The following is a 17,211-nucleotide window of genomic DNA, read 5'->3' as shown; positions in this document are numbered from 1 at the left end:
ACGAGACGACACGGGCAGACGACGGCGTATGCCCCGCGGACCCGACCGAGGACCCGATCGAGGACCCTGATTGATGACCTCCCCCCTGCTCCCCGGTGACCGCCCCACCCCCCGCAGCCTGCTGCCCGTCCCCCTGCTCACCGCGGCGCTCTCCGCGGTCGGGGTCGTCGTCGCGGTGCTCCTGGGACCGGCCTCCGCGCGTGGCGCCCTCACGGCGGCCGGAGTGATCGCCGCCCTGCTGCTGTGCGCGGCCGTCACCTGGGCCACCCACGCCGTGCTGACGGCGCGGGCGCTCCGCGGGCGGCTGGAGGAGGTCTCCCAGGACGTCGGCCGGCTGCTCCAGGAGCGCGCCCGGCAGGCGGAGGAGGCCCGCCGCCAGCACGAGCGGCTGACCGGCGAACTCACCCGGGAGCGGGCCCGGTTGTCGGCCGACCTGGACCAGGAGCGGGCCCGCCTCGCGAAGTCCGTGGCGGCGGAGCGCGAGCGCCTCAACGATCAACATGCCACCGCCACGGCCCGGTTGACGCAGGAGCACACCGCCGAGCGGGCGCGGCTCGCGGAGGAGCACGCCACCGAACTCACCCGGCTGAGGGACGAGCACGCCGCCGAACTCTCCCGGCTCGCCGACGAGCACGCCGGGGAACTGCGCCGGCGCGCCGAGGAACACGACGCCCACACCGCCCGACTGGTCCAGCAGCACACCGACGAGCGCGACCGGCTCGACGCGGAACTCAAGCGGCTCGGCGAGGAGCGGGCGCGGCTGTCACAGGACCGGGACCGGCACATCGGGGAGAACGCGCGGCTGGCCGTCCGGCTGCGCGAGGCCGACGGCGCCCGCGCCGCCGCGCTGTCCGCGACGGCCAACGCGGCCGGCCGGATGCAGGCCCTGTCCACCGGCATGCTCGCGGACCTGCGCGCGATGGAGGACAAGCACCACGACGAGGAGGTCCTCGCCGACCTCCTCCACCTCGACCACCGCACCGCGCAGGCGGGCAGGCTCGCCGACTCCGTCGCCGTCCTCACCGGCGCCCGCTCCGGCCGCCGCTGGGCCCGGCCGATCCGCATGGAGTCGATCCTGCGCGGTGCCATGGGCAGGATCAGCGGCTACCGGCGCGTCCGCGTCCACTCCGCCGCCGACACCGCCGTCGCCGGACACGCCGCCGAGGGCGTGATGCACGCGCTCGCCGAACTCCTCGACAACGCGGCCAACTTCTCGCCGCCGACCGCCGAGGTCCACGTCTACGTGGAGGAGGTGCCGGCCGGCGTCATCGTCTCCGTCGAGGACAGCGGGCTCGTCATGGGCGAGGCCCAGCTGCGGCGTGCCGAGCGTGCCGTCTCCGGCGAGACCAGCGGGCTCGGCGGCCTCACCGGCACCCGGCTCGGACTCGCCGTGGTGGGCCGGCTGGCCCGGCGCTACGGCCTCCGGGTCTCCTACCGGCCCTCGGCCCGCGGTGGCACGGGCGTGCTGATGCTCGTACCGCAGGACATCCTCGTATCGCCGGACGCGCCCCACATCCCGCCCGCCGGCGCCCCCGCCCCGACGGGCACCCGCACCGGAGCGCACACCAGGCCCGCGCGGCCCGCACGCTCCGAGGCGGAGGCACCGGCGGGCGCGGCACCCGGGCCGTCCGCGCCGGGCCTCCCCCAGCGCACCGGCACCCGCCCGGCCGAGGCACCGGCCGTCCACCCCGCCGACGCCACGGCCCCGACGGAAACGGGCCCCGCGGCCACGTCGGCGACCACGTCGGCGACCGCGTCGGCCGGCCACTCGTACGCGGCACACCGCGCCGGAGCCGACCTCGACCCCGACCCGGTGCCCACCCACGAGTCCCCGGACCGGCCCACGGACCCGAGCCCGAACACAGGCACAGGCACAGGCACAGGCACGGACGCATCCGCGCCGGAAGCGCCCCCGCTCGGCCTCCCGCGCCGCCGCCGCGGCCGCACCCTCGCCGAGGCCGAGCGCACCCGAAGCGCCGGGACCCGCGCCACCACCCCGCGCCCCACGGCGCCCACCGCCGAGGAGACGAGGGCCCGCACGGCCCGCTTCAGCAGCTTCCGCCAGGCCGTCCGCGCCACCGCCCCGGACGACGCGGAACCCTGCACAGAAACGGACACAGGCACAGGCACAGGCACAGGTACGAGCACGGACACCGGCGCAAGCACCGCCCCCCTCGACACCCCCACCCCGACTCCCACCCCCGTAACACCGGAAGGCGACACCACCTCATGACCGGCACGACGACCGCCGACGAGAAGCTCACCTGGCTGATAGAAGGCCTGCTGGAGCGCACGCCGGGCGCGCGGCACGCGCTCGTGCTGTCCAGGGACGGCCTGAAACTGTGCCGCACCCCCGAGCTCTCCGCCGACCAGGCCGACCAGCTCGCCGCGATCGCCGCGGGCATCCAGTCCCTGTCGCACGGCGCGTCCGTGGAGTTCGGCGACGGCAGCGGAGGCGTCAGGTCGGCGATGACCGAGTTCTACGGCGGCGTGCTGTTCATCGTGGAGGCCGGCCAGGGCGCGCACCTGGCCGTCATCACCGACGAGGACGCCGACGCCGGGCTCATCGGGCACAACATGAGCGAGCTGGTGGAGCAGCTCGGGGAGCACCTGACCGCGCCGCCGCGCACCTCATGAGCAGGCCGGGCAGGGACGACGCCCCCGACCGCCTCTACACCGTCACCGGCGGGCGCAGCCGGTCCGGGGCCGACAACCCCTTCGACCTGGTGACCCTGGTCGTCGCCGAATGCGATCCGGTGCCGGGCATGCAGTCCGAGCACGCCGCGATCCTGCGGCTGACCGAACGGCCCACGGCGGTCGTGGAGATCGCGGCCGAGCTGAAGCTGCCGGTGAGCATCACCCGCATCCTGCTCGCCGACCTCCAGGCGGCGGGACGCGTCAGCGCCCGCCACCCCCGCCAGGCCGCCGTACCCGACCCCGACATCCTGGAGCAGGTGCTCGTTGGACTCCGCAACCTCTGAGACGCGTACGCCGCTGGGCGCGTCGGCCGACAACGGCCTCAAGATCGTGGTCGTGGGCGGCTTCGGCGCCGGCAAGACGACGATGGTCCGCTCGGTGAGCGAGATACGTCCCCTCAACACCGAGGAGACGATGACCCGGGCCGGGGAGGCCGTCGACGACACCAGCGGGGTGAGCGGCAAGACCGCGACCACCGTCGCCTTCGACTTCGGCCGCATCACCCTGGACCGGCGCAATGTGCTGTACCTGTTCGGGGCGCCCGGCCAGGAACGCTTCTGGTTCCTGTGGGACCGGCTGTTCTCCGGCACCCTGGGCGCGGTCGTCCTGGTCGACACCCGGCGCATCGACGAATCCTGGTACGCCATCGACCGGCTGGAGAAGCACGGCACTCCGTTCATCGTGGCCTGCAACGACTTCGGCGGCCCCGCCTTCGCCCCGGAGCAGATCCGCGAGGCCCTCGACCTCGATCCGCACGTCCCGCTGGTCACCTGCGACGCGCGGTCCCGGGAGTCCAGCAAGCTGGTGCTGATCACACTGGTGGAGCACATCCAGGCCCGCTACGCCGACCCGGCCCGAGCCCCCCGTCAGGAGCTGGTGTGAGCCCCACCCCCGCGTCCCCGGCCGCCGCCCCCGTCGCCCTCAGCGGGCCCCTGCTCCAGGACGACCCCGCCGGGGTGTACCGGGAGATGCGGCGCGACCACGGCAGCGTGGTCCCGGTGCTACTCGACGGCGACGTACCGGCCTGGCTGGTGCTCGGCTACCGCGAGCTGCACCAGATCACCGGCGACCCGGTGCTGTTCAGCCGCGACTCCGACCTGTGGAGCCAGTGGGAGAACATCCCCGACGACTGGCCGCTGCTGCCGATGATCGGCCGCAAGCAGCCCTCCATCCTCTACACCGTCGGCGAGCGGCACCGCGAGCGGGCCGGGATGATGATCCACGCGCTGGAGGCGGTGGACCCGTTCGAACTGCGCCGCTACGCCGAGAAGTTCGCCGACGAGCTGATCGACGGCATCTGCCCCGAGGGCACCGCCGACATCATCGGCGAGTTCGCGATGCTGCTGCCGGTACGCGTACTGGCCCGGCTCTACGGCTTCTCCGACGAGCAGGGACCGGTCCTGGTCACCGCCCTCAACGACATGATCGACGGGCGGGAGCGGGCGCTGGCGGGCCAGGCCCACCTGTTCACGTCGATGACCGAACTGGTGGCCGCCCGCAGGAACGAGCCCGCCGAGGACGTGGCGTCGCGGATGCTCGCCGACACCTCCGGGTTCACCGACGAGGAGATCGTCCAGGACCTGATGGTGATGATGGCGGCCGGGCACCAGCCGACCGCCGACTGGATCGGCAACTCCCTGCACCTGATGCTGACGGACAACCGGTTCGCCGCGTCCCTGTTCGGCGGCCGCAACAGTGTCGCCGAGGCGATGAACGAGGTGCTGTGGGAGGACACCCCCACCCAGAACGTGGCCGGCCGCTGGGCCTCCCGCGACACCCAGCTGGGCGGTCGCCGCATCCGCGCCGGTGACATGCTGCTCCTCGGCCTCCAGGGTGCCAACTCCGACCCCCAGGTGCGCACCGACGGCTCCGCCCTGACCGGCGGGAACGGCGCGCACTTCTCCTTCGGCCACGGGGAGCACCGGTGCCCGTTCCCGGCGCAGGAGATCGCCGAGGTGATCGCGCGGACCGGCATCGAGGTCGTCCTGGACCGGCTGCCGGACATCGACCTCGCGGTGCCGGCCGCGTCCCTGACCCGCCGCCCGTCGCCGTGGCTGCGCGGCCTGTCCGAACTTCCGGTCACGTTCACCCCGACCCCCGCCCTTGGAGGAAGACTCAGTTGACTTCCTCCCCCTCCCGAAGGAGGTGGAGTCCTACGGCTCGCGCCGTGGGGTTTCCTGCTTCACCGCCGACTGCCCGCCCGGAGTTCTCCGTTGAGGTCTTACACCGGCTCCACAGGCCGACACCGTCAGTCCGACGGCCAGCAGGTTCTGCGCCGCGTTCACGTCCCGGTCATGGGTCGTGCCGCAGCTCCCGCACGTCCAGGTGCGGACGCTGAGCGGCATCCGCTCTCGCAGGGCGCCGCAGGCGGAGCACAGCCGGGAGGAGGGGAAGAAGCGGTCCATGGCCACCACTTCCCGCCCGTACCAGGCGGCCTTGTACTCCAGCAGGCTCCGGAACTGCGACCAGGCGGCATCACCGATGGCGCGGGCCAGGCTCCGGTTCTTGACCATGGTGCGCACGGCCAGGTCCTCGATCACGAGCGTTTGGTTCTCACGCACGAGTCGGGTGGTCAGTTTGTGCAGCACGTCCCGCCTGCGGTCGGCGATGCGGGCATGGATGCGGGCGACCCTGCGCCGGGCCTTGGCCCGGTTCGCCGAGCCCCTCACCTTCCGCGACAGCTCCCGCTGGGCCTTCGCGAGCCGGGCGCGGTCGCGGCGTTCGTGCCGGGGATTTGTGATCTTTTCCCCGGTGGAGAGGGTCAGCAGGTGGGTAAGGCCCACGTCGATACCGACCGCCGTATCGGTGGCGGGCAGCGGCTGAACTCGGGGGTCCTCGCACAGCAGGGACACGAACCAGCGGCCGGCCGCGTCCTGCGAGACGGTCACCGTGGACGGCTGCGCTCCCTCGGGCAGCGGGCGCGACCAGACGATGTCCAGCGGTTCCGCCATCTTCGCCAGCGTCAGCCGCCCGTTTCGGTAGCGGAACCCGCTGGTGGTGTACTCGGCGGACTTCCTCGACTTCTTCTTCGACTTGAAGCGCGGATACTTCGCCCGCTTGGCGAAGAAGTTGGTGAACGCCGCCTGCAGGTGGCGCAGGCACTGCTGGAGCGGGACCGAGGAGACCTTGTTGAGGTAGGCGAGTTCCTCAATCTTCTTCCAGGCCGTCAGCAACGCCGACGTCTGGTTGTAGTTGACCCGCTCCTGCCGTGTCCACGCCTCGGTGCGGGCGGCCAGGGCCAGGTTGTAGACCTTCCGCACGCAGCCGAACGTGCGCGACAGTTCGGCCGCCTGCGCATCGGTCGGATAAAAGCGGTACTTGAACGCCCGCTTCACGCACTTCGCGGTCACGCTCACAAATTAGCGCGACCACCTGTAAGCATCAAACCTGCCGGTCAGGACACGGTTTTCCGCCTTGACGGCGAAATCCCGCTTGATGTCCTGATTTGCAGGGGTTTTATCTCTCCCTGGCGAGCGGGCGGTACCCCCACCCCCGCCTGAAGGCAGGGGTTTCCACGAAAGGACTCAGATGACGGCTGCTGGTACGGACTCTCCCACCACCACGACGGACACCGGCCAGACCCCCATCCACCTCGACCCGTTCGTCTCCGACCTGGACTCGGAGAGCGCGGTGCTGCGGGCCGCCGGGCCCCTCGCACGCGTGGTGCTGCCGGGCGACGTACCGGTGTGGGCGGTCACGCACCACGCCGAGGCGAAGAAACTGCTCACCGACCCCCGGGTGGTGAAGGACATCAACGTCTGGGGCGCCTGGCAGCGCGGCGAGATCGCCCCCGACTGGCCGCTGATCGGACTCGCCAACCCGCCCCGCTCCATGCTCACCGTGGACGGCGCCGACCACCGCCGCCTGCGCACGCTGGTCGCGCAGGCGCTCACGCCCCGCCGGGTGGAGCGGATGCGGGAGCGGATCACGGAACTGACCGAGGGCCTGCTGGACCAGGTGGCCGCGGAACCGGGCGGAACGGTCGACCTGAAGGCCCTGTTCGCCTACCCGCTGCCGATGTACGTGGTCGCCGACCTGATGGGGCTCGCCGAGGAGCGGCTGCCGCGGCTGAAGGAGCTGTTCGAGAAGTTCTTCTCGACGCAGACCCCGCCCCAGGAGGTCATCGCGACGCTGACCGAACTGGCCGGGATCATGGCCGAGACGGTCGCGAGCAAGCGGGAGAACCCCGGCGACGACCTGACGTCCGCGCTCATCCAGGCGTCCGAGGACGGCAACCGGCTCACCGACCAGGAGATCGTCTCCACGCTCCAGCTGATGATCGCGGCCGGTCACGAGACGACGATCTCGCTCATCGTCAACGCGGTGGTCAACCTCTCCCTCCACCCCGAGCAGCGCGAGCTGGTGCTGTCCGGCAAGGCGGACTGGTCGGCGGTGGTCGAGGAGACCCTGCGGTACTCCACGCCCACCTCCCACGTGCTGATCCGGTTCGCCACCGAGGACGTACCGGTCGGCGACGCCGTCCTCCCGGCCGGGGAGGCGCTGATCGTGTCGTACGCCGCGATCGGCCGGGACGAGCAGGCGCACGGCCCCACCGCCGGCGCCTTCGACATCACCCGTGAGACCGCCAACCGGCACATCTCCTTCGGGCACGGCCCGCACGTGTGCCCCGGTGCGGCCCTCTCCCGCTTGGAGGCGGGCGTCGCCCTGCCGGCCCTGTACGCGCGCTTCCCGAAGCTGGACCTGGCGGTCCCGGCGACCGAACTCCGCAACAAGCCGGTCGTCACCCAGAACGACCTGTACGAACTGCCGGTGACACTCGGCGGCTGACCTTTCCGGGCCGGCCTTCGGGGCGACTTTCGGGGTGGCGGGACGGGGAATCGCCCCCGTCCCGCCACCCCACCGCCCTGCCCCGGCACTCCCCTCCCCCACCGGCTGGTTCGTGTCTCAGCCGACGGACGAGATTGCACCCGGGTTTCCCGGAGCCGCTAGGCTCCTTTCGTGGCTGAGATCCGGATTCCTGCTGACATCAAGCCCGCCGACGGTCGTTTCGGCGCGGGCCCCTCCAAGGTGCGGACGGAAGCGCTGGACGCGCTGGCCGCGACCGGCACGTCCCTGCTGGGCACCTCCCACCGCCAGGCCCCGGTGAAGAACCTGGTCGGCGAAGTGCGCGAGGGCATCCGTGACCTGTTCCAGCTCCCCGAGGGCTACGAGGTCGTCCTCGGCAACGGCGGCTCCACCGCGTTCTGGGACATCGCGACCCACGGCCTGATCGAGAACAGGTCGCAGCACCTCACCTTCGGCGAGTTCAGCTCCAAGTTCGCCAAGGCGGCCAAGCTCGCCCCCTGGCTCGCCGAGCCGGACGTCGTCTCCGCCGACCCGGGCACGCACCCCGAACCGGTCGCCGCGGCGGGCGTGGACGTCTACGCCTTCACCCACAACGAGACCTCCACCGGTGTCGCCATGCCCATCAAGCGGGTGTCCGGCGTCCACGAGGGCTCCCTGGTCCTCGTGGACGCGACGAGCGGCGCCGGCGGCCTGCCCGTCGACATCGCCGAGACGGACGTCTACTACTTCGCCCCGCAGAAGTCCTTCGCCTCCGAGGGCGGCCTGTGGATCGGCGTCTTCTCCCCGGCCGCCATCGAGCGCGCCGAGCGCGTCCACGCGTCCGGCCGCCACATCCCGGAGTTCTTCTCGCTCCCCACGGCGATCGACAACTCCCGCAAGAACCAGACGTACAACACCCCGGCCCTGTCCACCCTCTTCCTCCTCAACGAGCAGCTGAAGTGGATCAACGGCCAGGGCGGCCTGGACTGGGCGGTCCGCCGCACCGCCACCTCGGCCCGCACGCTGTACGGCTGGGCGGAGGACGTGAAGTTCGCGAACCCGTTCGTCACCGACCCGGCCAAGCGCTCCCAGGTCATCGGCACCATCGACTTCACCGACGAGGTCGACGCCGCCGCGGTCGCCAAGGTCCTGCGCGCCAACGGCATCGTCGACACCGAGCCCTACCGCAAGCTCGGCCGCAACCAGCTCCGCGTCGCCATGTTCCCGGCCATCGACCCCACGGACGTCGAGGCCCTGACGAAGTGCGTCGACTACGTCATCGAGCAGCTCTGACCGCTCCCCCGCACGACGACGAAGGGCGCCCGACGGATCCTCGTCGGGCGCTGTTCGCGCTCGGCGAGGCGGAGAGCGCTCGCTTCCCGTCAACTCTGTGAGGCGCTCGCCCGACGCCGCGGGGCCGGAGACGGGTGCCGTGCCGAAAACCGTGAGCAGTCGGCGGACATGTGTCACTCAAGCGCTCAAAAGAGCGGCATCAGGGCAATGATGGCTGAAGTGCTCACGGTTCTGGGACGGTGTGTCCTCCCTGGAGCGTGGACGCGCGCCCCGGCATCGCACACGTCGAGGCCGCCGCCCCACCGGACAGTCGCGGAAAGCCACCCACACCAGGACCCGTCTTCAAAGCCGCTCATGAAGCCGGTTTCCGCTTCCTCGAAGTCGTTGGGCCGCTTCTACTCGCTGTCTCGTGCCTTCTCGTGAGAGGCAAGTTCCTCCGCGGTGCCGATGAAGGCCGGGCCGCAGTGCGGCGGCAGGCGATCGATGACCATCGTCACTGCGGTCCGCGCGCTGCCCGTCTCGGCGATTCGCGGGCTGCTCCGGCTAGGTCCTTCGACGTAGTACCGGCCGTCTCTCAGGGTGCCGATGTAGGGGATGTCCCAGGTGTGACGGATTTCCGTGCACCTGCTGAAGTGCAGCTCCCACATACCGGTCCAGGGGTAGAGCTGACGAAGCAGCGGCTCGGCATGCGCCACCCGCACCAGCTCGGCAAACGGTTCCAGAAGCGGTGATCCTTCCGGCCATCGAGGTTCACCGGCAGTGGTCAGGATCTTGCGCCAAGCTGCTTCGACTGTGTCGGCCATGCCGTGATTGTGCAGGTCCTGCGGCTGGGGCCATGTCGAAGTCCTGTCAGCGGCTGTCGCAGCACTGGCCCCCCGGCCACCGCACCGAAGGAATCGTCGGCTCGGCGCGGATGATGTCCGAAAACGCAGAAACCCCCGGCATGCCGAGAGCCCACGAGAGCAAGATCCTCTGCGTGCCCTCTGGAGAGCGCACAGGACCTTGCCCAGCCGATGTCGCACCCCTCAAGCTCCCCAGGGCCCGGCGCTGTGTACGGCCACTGCGCCGGGCCCCCTGATCACACGCCGCTCACGTCGCCGTGCACGTCGCGCTCGGTGTGCTTCCGCCGCCGGGGGCGCCACCGAAGCCGAAGCTCGCCGAACCGCCTGTCGGGACCGCACCGTTGTGGGGGGCGTTGGTCGCGGTGACGGTCGGGCCGGACTGGGTGTACGAGGCGTTCCACATGGTGGTGACCCGCTGGGAGCCGCTCCAGGTCCACGTCACCTTCCAGGACTTCAGCGGAACCGTCCCGGTGTTGGTGACCTTCACCTCGGCGTTGAAGCCTCCGCCCCAGTCGCTGCTGACGGTGTAGGCGGCACTGCACGCGGGCCCGTCGCCCCCGGGACCACCCGGGCCGCCCGGGCCACCCGGATCGCCGGCCGGGAACCCCGGCGCCTTGATGTCCGCGAGGTAGCCGTCCTTGACCGTGTCCACGGTCTTCCAGTCGTCCTTCAGGATGCCCCCGGTGTCACCGGAGTTGGGGTTCCAGGACCAGAAGGTCCAGTGGAAGCTGTCGGCGCCGTGCCCCGAGGTCGACCGCAGGTACGTCACCAGTGCGGACAGCCACCGCTGGTCCACGCCCGACTGGAGCGTCGTGCCGAGCTCGCCGAGCCAGACCGGGGCGATGTCCTGTTTGAAGATGTAGCCCCAGTACTTGTCCCAGATGCCCGGCATGTTGGCGGGGAACGACGGATCCTCGAACCAGGGCTGCCGGCCCACGCTGGTGGCGTAGTCGTGGGCGGAGTAGACGAGCCGGTCCGGCACGTTCAGGCGGACCGGGTGCTCGGCGACGCCCATCAGGTTGCCGCCCCACCAGCCGTTGACCCCGTTGTACGACTGCACGCCCTCGACGAAGACCAGCAGGTCCGGGTTGACGGACAGCACCGCGTTGCCGGCCCGCTCGGCGGCCAGCCGCCAATCCTTCGCGGTGTCGCCACAGCCCCAACAGGCGGGGTCGTGGGGCTCGTTGTGCAGGTCGATGCCGATGACGGTCGAATCCCCCTTGTAACGGGCCGCGAGCGCCTTGAGGTTGGCGATCCACGTCGACTCGGGAACGGCGGAGGTGTACCAGAGCGCGGACTGCCCGGCCGCGTCCGGACGGTGCCGGTCGAGCACGACCTTCAGGCCCGACTGCCCCGCGTACGCCACGATCCTGTCCATGACCTGGAGCGAAGTCAGGCCGCGCAGGTCGGTGTTGATGCCGTCGTGGCTGATGCTGTCGGGCATGGCACCCGGCTTGAGGATGTCGTCGCTGTAAGGGAGACGGATCGTGTTGTAGCCCAGCGACTTCATCTGGCCGATCATGCTCTTGTAGTCGCGGGCCCACAGGCCGTGGGCCACACGGGTGTCGGTCTCGAAGCCGAACCAGTTGACGCCGGCTATGCGTACGGACCGCCCGGCCGCGTCCAGGATCCGACGGCCGTCGGTGTGCCAGTAGCCCTCGCCCGCCATCGCGGTGCGCGCCGGGCCGTCGCCCCGCTCCACCGCACCGGCCGACGGCGCACCCGCCAGTGGCAGCAGGAACGCCGCCACGGCTACGCACAGCGCTCTTCGCAAGCTGCGGAACATGTCACCGCTTCCTCTCGGAGGGACGGGCCCGGAACGAATGGGAGCGCTCCCATCACCCTGCACCCCCATGCAAGCCATGTCACATGAACACGTCAAGGAGGCGGGCGGTATTCGTGCTTCCGTACACCGCCCGCCGCACGCCCTGTCAGCCGCTCACCGACTGAGCCGCTGGAACCTGCGCACCGCGAGCGGCAGGAAGACCGCCGTCAGGACGAGCGGCCACACCCCCGCCATCAGCAGCGCGTGCTGCTCGACCCACGAGTCGCCGCCGACCGGCGTGCCGAACAGCTCACGGGTGGCCGCCGCCGTGGACGAGATCGGGTTCCAGACCGCGACCCAGCCCAGCCAGTCCGGCATGAGCTGCGGGGCCACGAAGATGCTGGAGATCATCGTCAGCGGGAAGGCGACCGCGAACAGCCCGCCGGCGGCCTCCGGGTTGGGCACCAGCAGGCCCAGCCACACTCCGAGCCAGATGAGCGCGAACCGCAGCCACAGCAGCAGACCGAACGCCGCGAGGAAGCCCCAACCGCCGTCCGGCCGCCAGCCGATGGCCAGCGCGGTGAGCATGAGGATCGCCAACTCCGCGCAGGCGACGACCAGATCGGTCACCCCGCGCCCGGCCACCACCGCGGAGGACGCCATCGGCATCGAGCGGAACCGGTCGATCACGCCCTTGGTGGCGTCGTACACCACGATGGTCGCCGTGTTGACGAAGCCGAACGCCATCGTCAACACGAACATCCCGGGCATCAGGAAGTACTTGTAGTTTCCACCGCCGGGCACTTTCATCGCGCTGCCGAAGACATAGCCGTAGAGCAGCACCGACAGGATCGGGAAGCCCAGCTGCCAGGCGATGTTCACGGGTTGGCGCCGGTAGTGGGTCAGGCCGCGGCGGACGATGTTCCAGCAGTCGGCGAGCGCCCAGTACGTGCGGCCGTGCGCGGCGGGTGCGGTGGTCAGGTCGACGGCGCTCATGCGGCGGCCTCCTTCGTCTGCGGGACCGAGACGTCCGTGCGGTGCCCGGTCAGCCGCAGGAACACGTCGTCGAGGCTCGGCCTGCGCAGCCCGATGTCCTCGACCCGCACCCCCTCGTCCTGCAGGGTGCGCGCCACGTCGGTCAGCGCGGCCACCCGGTCCGTGACCGCGGCGTGCACGCGCAACTCGCTCTCCTCCGCCTCCGGTTCACCGTCGGCGACCCGGGCCACGATCTTCACCGCACGCGGGATGTCGGCCCGTTCGGCGACCACGACCTCGATGCGGTCGCCACCGATCCGGTTCTTCAGCCCGTCCGGGGTGTCGTCGGCGATGGCCCGCCCCTGGTCGATGACGGTGACGCGGGAGGCCAGCTTGTCGGCCTCCTCCAGGTACTGCGTGGTCAGCAGCACGGTGGTGCCGTCCGCGACCAGCGCCCGTACGGACTCCCAGACCTCACCCCGGCTGCGGGGATCGAGCCCCGTCGTCGGCTCGTCCAGGAAGAGCACGGCCGGCGCGAGGATCATCGAGGCGGCGAGATCCAGCCGCCGCCGCATGCCCCCGCTGTAGTCGCCGACGCCCTTGTCGGCGGCGTCGGTGAGGTCGAACCGCGCCAGCAGTTCGGTGGCCCGCAGCCGGGCCCTTTTTTCGCCGAGGTGGAACAGCCGCCCGAACATCTCCAGGTTCTGCCGCCCCGTGAGCACCTCGTCCACGGCCGCGTACTGCCCGGTGAGCCCGATCCGCGCCCGCACCTCGCGCGCCTGCCGGGCCACGTCGAGCCCGGCCACCGTGGCCCGCCCCCCGTCAAGCCGGATCAGCGTCGACAGGATGCGCACGGCGGTGGTCTTGCCGGCCCCGTTCGGCCCCAGCAGTCCGTGCACGGTGCCCTCGCGGACGGCCAGATCGAAGCCGTCGAGGGCGCGCTTGTCGCCGTAGCGCTTCTCCAGGGCCTCGGCGCGTACCGCGTAACCGTCGTCGTAACCGTCGTTCATGAATCCCCCTTCCGATAACCGGGTACACCGTACCCGATTGCGCGTACGCCGTACCCAGTTATTTTCCGCGGATCTAGACTGCCCCCATGACCAGCGGTACGGGCGGTACGGAAAGCAGTGGCGGCGGCGACATCACCCGCACCCTCGACCTGCTGTGGAACACGGGCCGACGCCCCAGCCGGGGGCCGAAACCGGGACTGACGCTGGACCGCGTCGTGGAGGCCGCCGTCGAAATCGCGGACCGGGACGGGCTCGGCGCGCTCTCGATGCGCCGGATCGCCGCCGAGCTCGGCACCGGCACGATGTCCCTGTACCGCTACGTTCCCGGCAAGGCCGAGCTGCTCGACCTGATGCTGGACCGCGTGCAGCGCCCGTCGGAGGACCCCGCCGACTTCGGCGACGGCGGCTGGCGCCCGGCCCTGGAAGCACTGGCCCACGCCACCCTCGCCCTGTACCGCCGCCATCCCTGGCTGCTGGAGGTCAACCAGTCCCGCCCGATCCTCGGCCCGAGCGCGCTCGACGGCATGGAGAAGGTGCTCACCCGGATCAAGCCGATGGGCCTGTCCGACCCCGAACTGGTGTCGGTGATCATCATGATCGACGGGTACGTCGTCGGGGCCGCCCGCACCCAGCTGTACGAGGCGGAGGCGGAGCGCCGCACCGGACTGACGGACGCGCAGTTCTGGGAGGCCCAGCGGCCGGCGCTGGAGCAGGCCATGCTCAGCGGGCGCTACCCCGTCCTGGCCTCCCTCTCCGAGGACACCTTCGGCCCCGACTTCGACCACTTCGAGTTCGGGCTGCAGCGCGTCCTGGACGGGCTGGAGGTGCTGGTCCGCCGACGTGCCACCGGATGACAGGCCGGCGGATCGGTGCCTGGATGGAGGCATGACCACCTCGCGCGCACACCCGGAACCCACCCGCCCGGAACTGACGGACTTCGCCGGACAGTGGGCCGTGCTGCTCACCAGCCACCGCAGGGACGGCACGGGCGTGGGCACCGCCGTGAACCTCGCCGTGGAGGGCGACCACGCCTACTTCCGCACCCCCGGCAAGGCCAAGAAGGTCAGACGCCTGCGCCGCGACCCGCTGGTGGAACTGGCCCCCGCCACCCCCGACGGCAAGCCGGTCGGACCGGAGATGCGCGCCCGGGTCCGGCTGCTGGACCACGGGAGCGAGGAGGACCGGCACGCGGCACGGCTGCTGCGGCGCAAGTACCCGGTCGTGCAGGGCGCCCTGGTCCCGCTAGCGCACCGGTTGATGCGGACGCGGACGCTCCACTACGAGGTGCGGACGGCGCCCGCGGACGGCGCCGCGTGACCGCCCGCCGGTTCAGCCCCGCCTGCGCCGGCGCCCCAGCCCGAACAGGACCGCACAGACGACGGCCACGGCGGCCACGGCACCGATCGTGAGGCCGTCACCGGAACCGGCACCGCCCCCCGAGCCCTCGCCCCCCGCCTGCGAGCCCCCACCCGAAGAACCCGAGGCGCCCGACGAGGACGCCGGTCCGGAGCCGCCACCGCCGGGCGCCTCCCGGGCCTCGACCGGGCTCTGCGCGCCCTCGCTCCCGTACATCAGCCGGGAGCCGTCGGCGGAGTAGCTGACGGACTCGCCCTGCCCCTGGAGCGGCACGCTGAGCCGCCCCTTGCGCTCGATCTTCCCGTCCCGGGAGTCGTCCCACGCGTAGTGGATCCCGCCGAAGTACCCGCGCACGGCGAGCTGCCGGCCGTCCGGGGAGAACGCGGCGTCGGTGGCCCACAGCTCGACGGGCGCGACGGGCTCGAAGACGTTGCTGCCCGAGGCGGAGAGTTCGGCCGGCCCCTCGTACAGGTGCCCGCCCTCCTCCTTCTTGTCGACGATGTAGACGCGTCCGGTCTTCGGGTGCACGACGAGGGACTCGGCGTCGCGGGGCCCGTCGGAGTACTTCACGACGTACTGCGTGGCCCGCACGGTCTGGTCCCGCAGCTCCTTCGGCTCGGGCAGCTCGTAGACCCACACATACGGCCAGGTGCCGCCGAGGTTGTCGCCGATGTCCCCGACGAAGATCCGGTTGCCCGGACCGATGGAGATCGCCTCGACGTCCCGGGGCTCGCCGATGCCGGTGAGGGTGAGCCGGGCGACGGTGTCGCCGGTGGCGCTGTCGACGGCGTAGAGGTAGGGGCCGTCGTCGCTGTCGTTGTGGGTCCAGTAGACGCCCGGGTGGAGGCGGGAGGCGGCGAGACCGCTGGACTCGGTGATGCGCGGGTCCTTGATCGTGAACCCCTCGTCGCCGTCGGCTGCGGAGGCGGGGGCGGCGGGTGCGGTGAGCACAGCGGTCGCCCCGAGGAGAAGGGCCGCGGCGAGCAGGGCGGAGGGTCGGCGCATGTCCCAAGACTGCCATCCCGCCGCCGACTTGACGGCAGGTGGTCGGTCTCACATCGCGGCGGCCAGGCTGATCGACGATGATGACCGGGTGCTCAGGTTCATGCCCGTCGGCGACTCGATGACCATCGGGAGCGCGGGTGAACACACCTGGCGCTACCGCCTGTGGCGGCACCTGTGCACGGAGTACGGCGGCCCCTTCACCTTCGTCGGCCCGCGCGAGACGCTGCACGACCAGGCGACGGACTCCCCCACCTCGTACGCCTACGCCGACCCCGACTTCCCCCGGGCCCACCTGGCCGGCTGGGGCGAGGGCTGGCAGCACATGGCGCCGCTGATCGGCGAGACCGTCCGGTCCCAGCGCGCCGACGTGCTCCTGGTCTCCCTGGGCCTGATCGACCTCGGCTTCTACACGAACGCCGAGCAGACCGCGGACAACGTCCGCGCCTTCGTCGCCGGGGCGCGGGCGGCCAACCCGCGCATCCGCATGGTCGTGCTGCCCGTGATCCCCAACATACGCGCGGAGGCCGACCCGTCCTTCGCCACCGAGGTCACCCACTTCAACGAACTCCTCGCGAAGGCGGCCGCCGACCTCGACACCCCGGGCTCCCCGCTCCTCCTGGCCGCCGTCCCGCCGTCGTACGACATCCACACCGACACCTACGACGGCACCCACCCCAACGCGACCGGTGAACACAGGATCGCGGAAGCCTTCGCGGAGGCGATGTACGAGGGCTGGGAGCTGGGCGGGCCCTACTCCGCGTCCTGCACTCCGTAACCGACGACGGCGCTGCGGCGGCATATGCGCCTCTCCCCGTGTCCCGGTCACCGTGCGTATCGTTGTACCTCGCGGCTGTGCTCTTCCATGGGGCAGCCGGGGAGGAGTGCCACGATGACCGTCGTAGACGACAGGATCGCCATGGCCGACGCCAACACGCAGCGCTTGGACGAGTGGTTCGAGCGGCTGGAGCGGATGCCCGTCCCCGAAGGATTCAGGGTCGAGATCGTCGGGGGCAACGTCTACATGACACCGCAGCGGGACACCCATTGGGCCATCACCTTCAAGATGGCGATGGCCGTTGAGGCCCGGTTCGGGGAGGACGTCAAGGTGTTCTCGGACGTCCGCATCGACTTCCCCGGCCACGAGAACGGCCTCTGCCCCGACGTGGCCGTGCTTCGCGCCTCCGCCGAGAAGGACGACGAAGGCCGCTGGCGCTACGAGGACGTCGAGTTCGTCTTCGAGGTCATCTCCGAGGGCACGGCCGCCAACGACTACGGCCCGAAGAAGACCGCCTACGCGACCGCCGAGGTCCCGCTCTACGTCATCGCCGACCCCTACCAGGGCCTCTGCTACGTCTACACCGACCCCAAGAACGGCGACTACGTCACCAGGACGCGGGTGGACTTCGGCGACGACATCGATCTGACCGGCACAGTGGCGGACCTGACGGTCGGGACCGGCGACTTTCCCCGCGACTGATCCCTG

General features: G+C 71.2%; 17 protein-coding genes. 11 read left to right on the top strand and 6 right to left on the bottom strand.

Annotation, left to right across the window (positions count from 1 at the left end; all coding sequences use genetic code 11):
- Nucleotides 1-73: 73 nt before the first annotated feature.
- Genes DIZ27_RS17575 through DIZ27_RS17555 form a run of 5 tightly spaced genes read left to right on the top strand, consistent with a single transcriptional unit; the run spans nt 74 to nt 4,820 of the window.
- A complete protein-coding gene (locus tag DIZ27_RS17575) occupies nt 74-2,233 on the top strand; it encodes an ATP-binding protein (RefSeq protein WP_109379353.1) in 2,160 nt (719 codons plus the stop codon).
- Nucleotides 2,230-2,637 carry a roadblock/LC7 domain-containing protein gene (locus DIZ27_RS17570; RefSeq protein ID WP_109379352.1) on the top strand — a complete coding sequence of 136 codons (408 nt, stop codon included), beginning with the start codon at nt 2,230-2,232 and terminating at the stop codon, nt 2,635-2,637. The genes DIZ27_RS17575 and DIZ27_RS17570 overlap by 4 nt, the downstream gene beginning before the upstream one ends.
- The gene (locus DIZ27_RS17565) at nt 2,634-2,981 is read left to right on the top strand and encodes a DUF742 domain-containing protein (RefSeq protein ID WP_109379351.1); all 348 of its coding nucleotides are present in this window, start codon (nt 2,634-2,636) and stop codon (nt 2,979-2,981) included. The genes DIZ27_RS17570 and DIZ27_RS17565 overlap by 4 nt, the downstream gene beginning before the upstream one ends.
- Nucleotides 2,962-3,579, top strand: a complete 618-nt coding sequence (locus DIZ27_RS17560) for an ATP/GTP-binding protein (protein ID WP_258308419.1) — start codon at nt 2,962-2,964, stop codon at nt 3,577-3,579. The genes DIZ27_RS17565 and DIZ27_RS17560 overlap by 20 nt, the downstream gene beginning before the upstream one ends.
- Nucleotides 3,576-4,820: a cytochrome P450 gene (locus DIZ27_RS17555; protein ID WP_109379350.1), complete on the top strand. Its 1,245-nt coding sequence runs from the start codon at nt 3,576-3,578 to the stop codon at nt 4,818-4,820. The genes DIZ27_RS17560 and DIZ27_RS17555 overlap by 4 nt, the downstream gene beginning before the upstream one ends.
- A 30-nt stretch (nt 4,821-4,850) precedes the next feature.
- Here DIZ27_RS17555 and DIZ27_RS17550 read toward each other — a convergent pair whose 3' ends face one another.
- Nucleotides 4,851-6,053 carry an RNA-guided endonuclease TnpB family protein gene (locus DIZ27_RS17550; protein WP_109379349.1) on the bottom strand — a complete coding sequence of 401 codons (1,203 nt, stop codon included), beginning with the start codon at nt 6,051-6,053 and terminating at the stop codon, nt 4,851-4,853.
- A gap of 172 nt (nt 6,054-6,225) precedes the next feature.
- Between DIZ27_RS17550 and DIZ27_RS17545 the strand changes: the two genes are divergently transcribed.
- Both DIZ27_RS17545 and serC read left to right on the top strand, forming a co-directional pair.
- Nucleotides 6,226-7,485 (top strand): cytochrome P450, encoded by a 1,260-nt coding sequence (locus DIZ27_RS17545; RefSeq protein WP_109379348.1) that lies wholly within the window; start codon nt 6,226-6,228, stop codon nt 7,483-7,485.
- A 171-nt stretch (nt 7,486-7,656) separates the two neighbouring features.
- Nucleotides 7,657-8,775, top strand: coding sequence for a phosphoserine transaminase (gene serC, locus DIZ27_RS17540; protein WP_109379347.1), 1,119 nt, complete (start codon nt 7,657-7,659; stop codon nt 8,773-8,775).
- Between the two features lie 395 nt (nt 8,776-9,170).
- On the opposite strand, the gene DIZ27_RS17535 is transcribed toward serC, so the two are convergent.
- From DIZ27_RS17535 to DIZ27_RS17520, 4 genes are all read right to left on the bottom strand, one after another.
- The gene (locus DIZ27_RS17535; protein ID WP_219933621.1) at nt 9,171-9,578 is read right to left on the bottom strand and encodes a DUF6193 family natural product biosynthesis protein; all 408 of its coding nucleotides are present in this window, start codon (nt 9,576-9,578) and stop codon (nt 9,171-9,173) included.
- A gap of 286 nt (nt 9,579-9,864) precedes the next feature.
- Nucleotides 9,865-11,403 carry a cellulase family glycosylhydrolase gene (locus DIZ27_RS17530; protein ID WP_109379346.1) on the bottom strand — a complete coding sequence of 513 codons (1,539 nt, stop codon included), beginning with the start codon at nt 11,401-11,403 and terminating at the stop codon, nt 9,865-9,867.
- Between the two features lie 153 nt (nt 11,404-11,556).
- Nucleotides 11,557-12,378 carry an ABC transporter permease gene (locus tag DIZ27_RS17525; RefSeq protein ID WP_109379345.1) on the bottom strand — a complete coding sequence of 274 codons (822 nt, stop codon included), beginning with the start codon at nt 12,376-12,378 and terminating at the stop codon, nt 11,557-11,559.
- Complete coding sequence (locus tag DIZ27_RS17520; RefSeq protein WP_109379344.1) at nt 12,375-13,367, bottom strand: ATP-binding cassette domain-containing protein; 993 nt, start codon at nt 13,365-13,367, stop codon at nt 12,375-12,377. The genes DIZ27_RS17525 and DIZ27_RS17520 overlap by 4 nt, the downstream gene beginning before the upstream one ends.
- An 86-nt stretch (nt 13,368-13,453) precedes the next feature.
- Between DIZ27_RS17520 and DIZ27_RS17515 the strand changes: the two genes are divergently transcribed.
- On the top strand, nt 13,454-14,221 hold the full coding sequence (locus DIZ27_RS17515) for a TetR/AcrR family transcriptional regulator (protein ID WP_109379343.1): 768 nt from the start codon (nt 13,454-13,456) through the stop codon (nt 14,219-14,221).
- Between the two features lie 31 nt (nt 14,222-14,252).
- Nucleotides 14,253-14,684, top strand: coding sequence for a PPOX class F420-dependent oxidoreductase (locus tag DIZ27_RS17510; RefSeq protein WP_109379342.1), 432 nt, complete (start codon nt 14,253-14,255; stop codon nt 14,682-14,684).
- 12 nt (nt 14,685-14,696) lie between these two features.
- On the opposite strand, the gene DIZ27_RS17505 is transcribed toward DIZ27_RS17510, so the two are convergent.
- A complete protein-coding gene (locus tag DIZ27_RS17505; RefSeq protein ID WP_109379341.1) occupies nt 14,697-15,728 on the bottom strand; it encodes a hypothetical protein in 1,032 nt (343 codons plus the stop codon).
- An 88-nt stretch (nt 15,729-15,816) separates the two neighbouring features.
- Here DIZ27_RS17505 and DIZ27_RS17500 point away from each other — a divergent pair, with 88 nt between their 5' ends.
- Both DIZ27_RS17500 and DIZ27_RS17495 read left to right on the top strand, forming a co-directional pair.
- Nucleotides 15,817-16,503, top strand: coding sequence for an SGNH/GDSL hydrolase family protein (locus DIZ27_RS17500; RefSeq protein ID WP_109379340.1), 687 nt, complete (start codon nt 15,817-15,819; stop codon nt 16,501-16,503).
- A gap of 114 nt (nt 16,504-16,617) precedes the next feature.
- Nucleotides 16,618-17,205: a Uma2 family endonuclease gene (locus tag DIZ27_RS17495; protein WP_109379339.1), complete on the top strand. Its 588-nt coding sequence runs from the start codon at nt 16,618-16,620 to the stop codon at nt 17,203-17,205.
- Nucleotides 17,206-17,211: the final 6 nt, after the last annotated feature.

Origin of the sequence: Streptomyces sp. NWU339, assembly GCF_003143855.1 — a bacterium.
Lineage (GTDB): Bacteria > Actinomycetota > Actinomycetes > Streptomycetales > Streptomycetaceae > Streptomyces.
The sequence above is the reverse complement of the archived record's forward strand: the minus strand, read 5'-3'. Positions and strand labels throughout refer to the sequence as shown.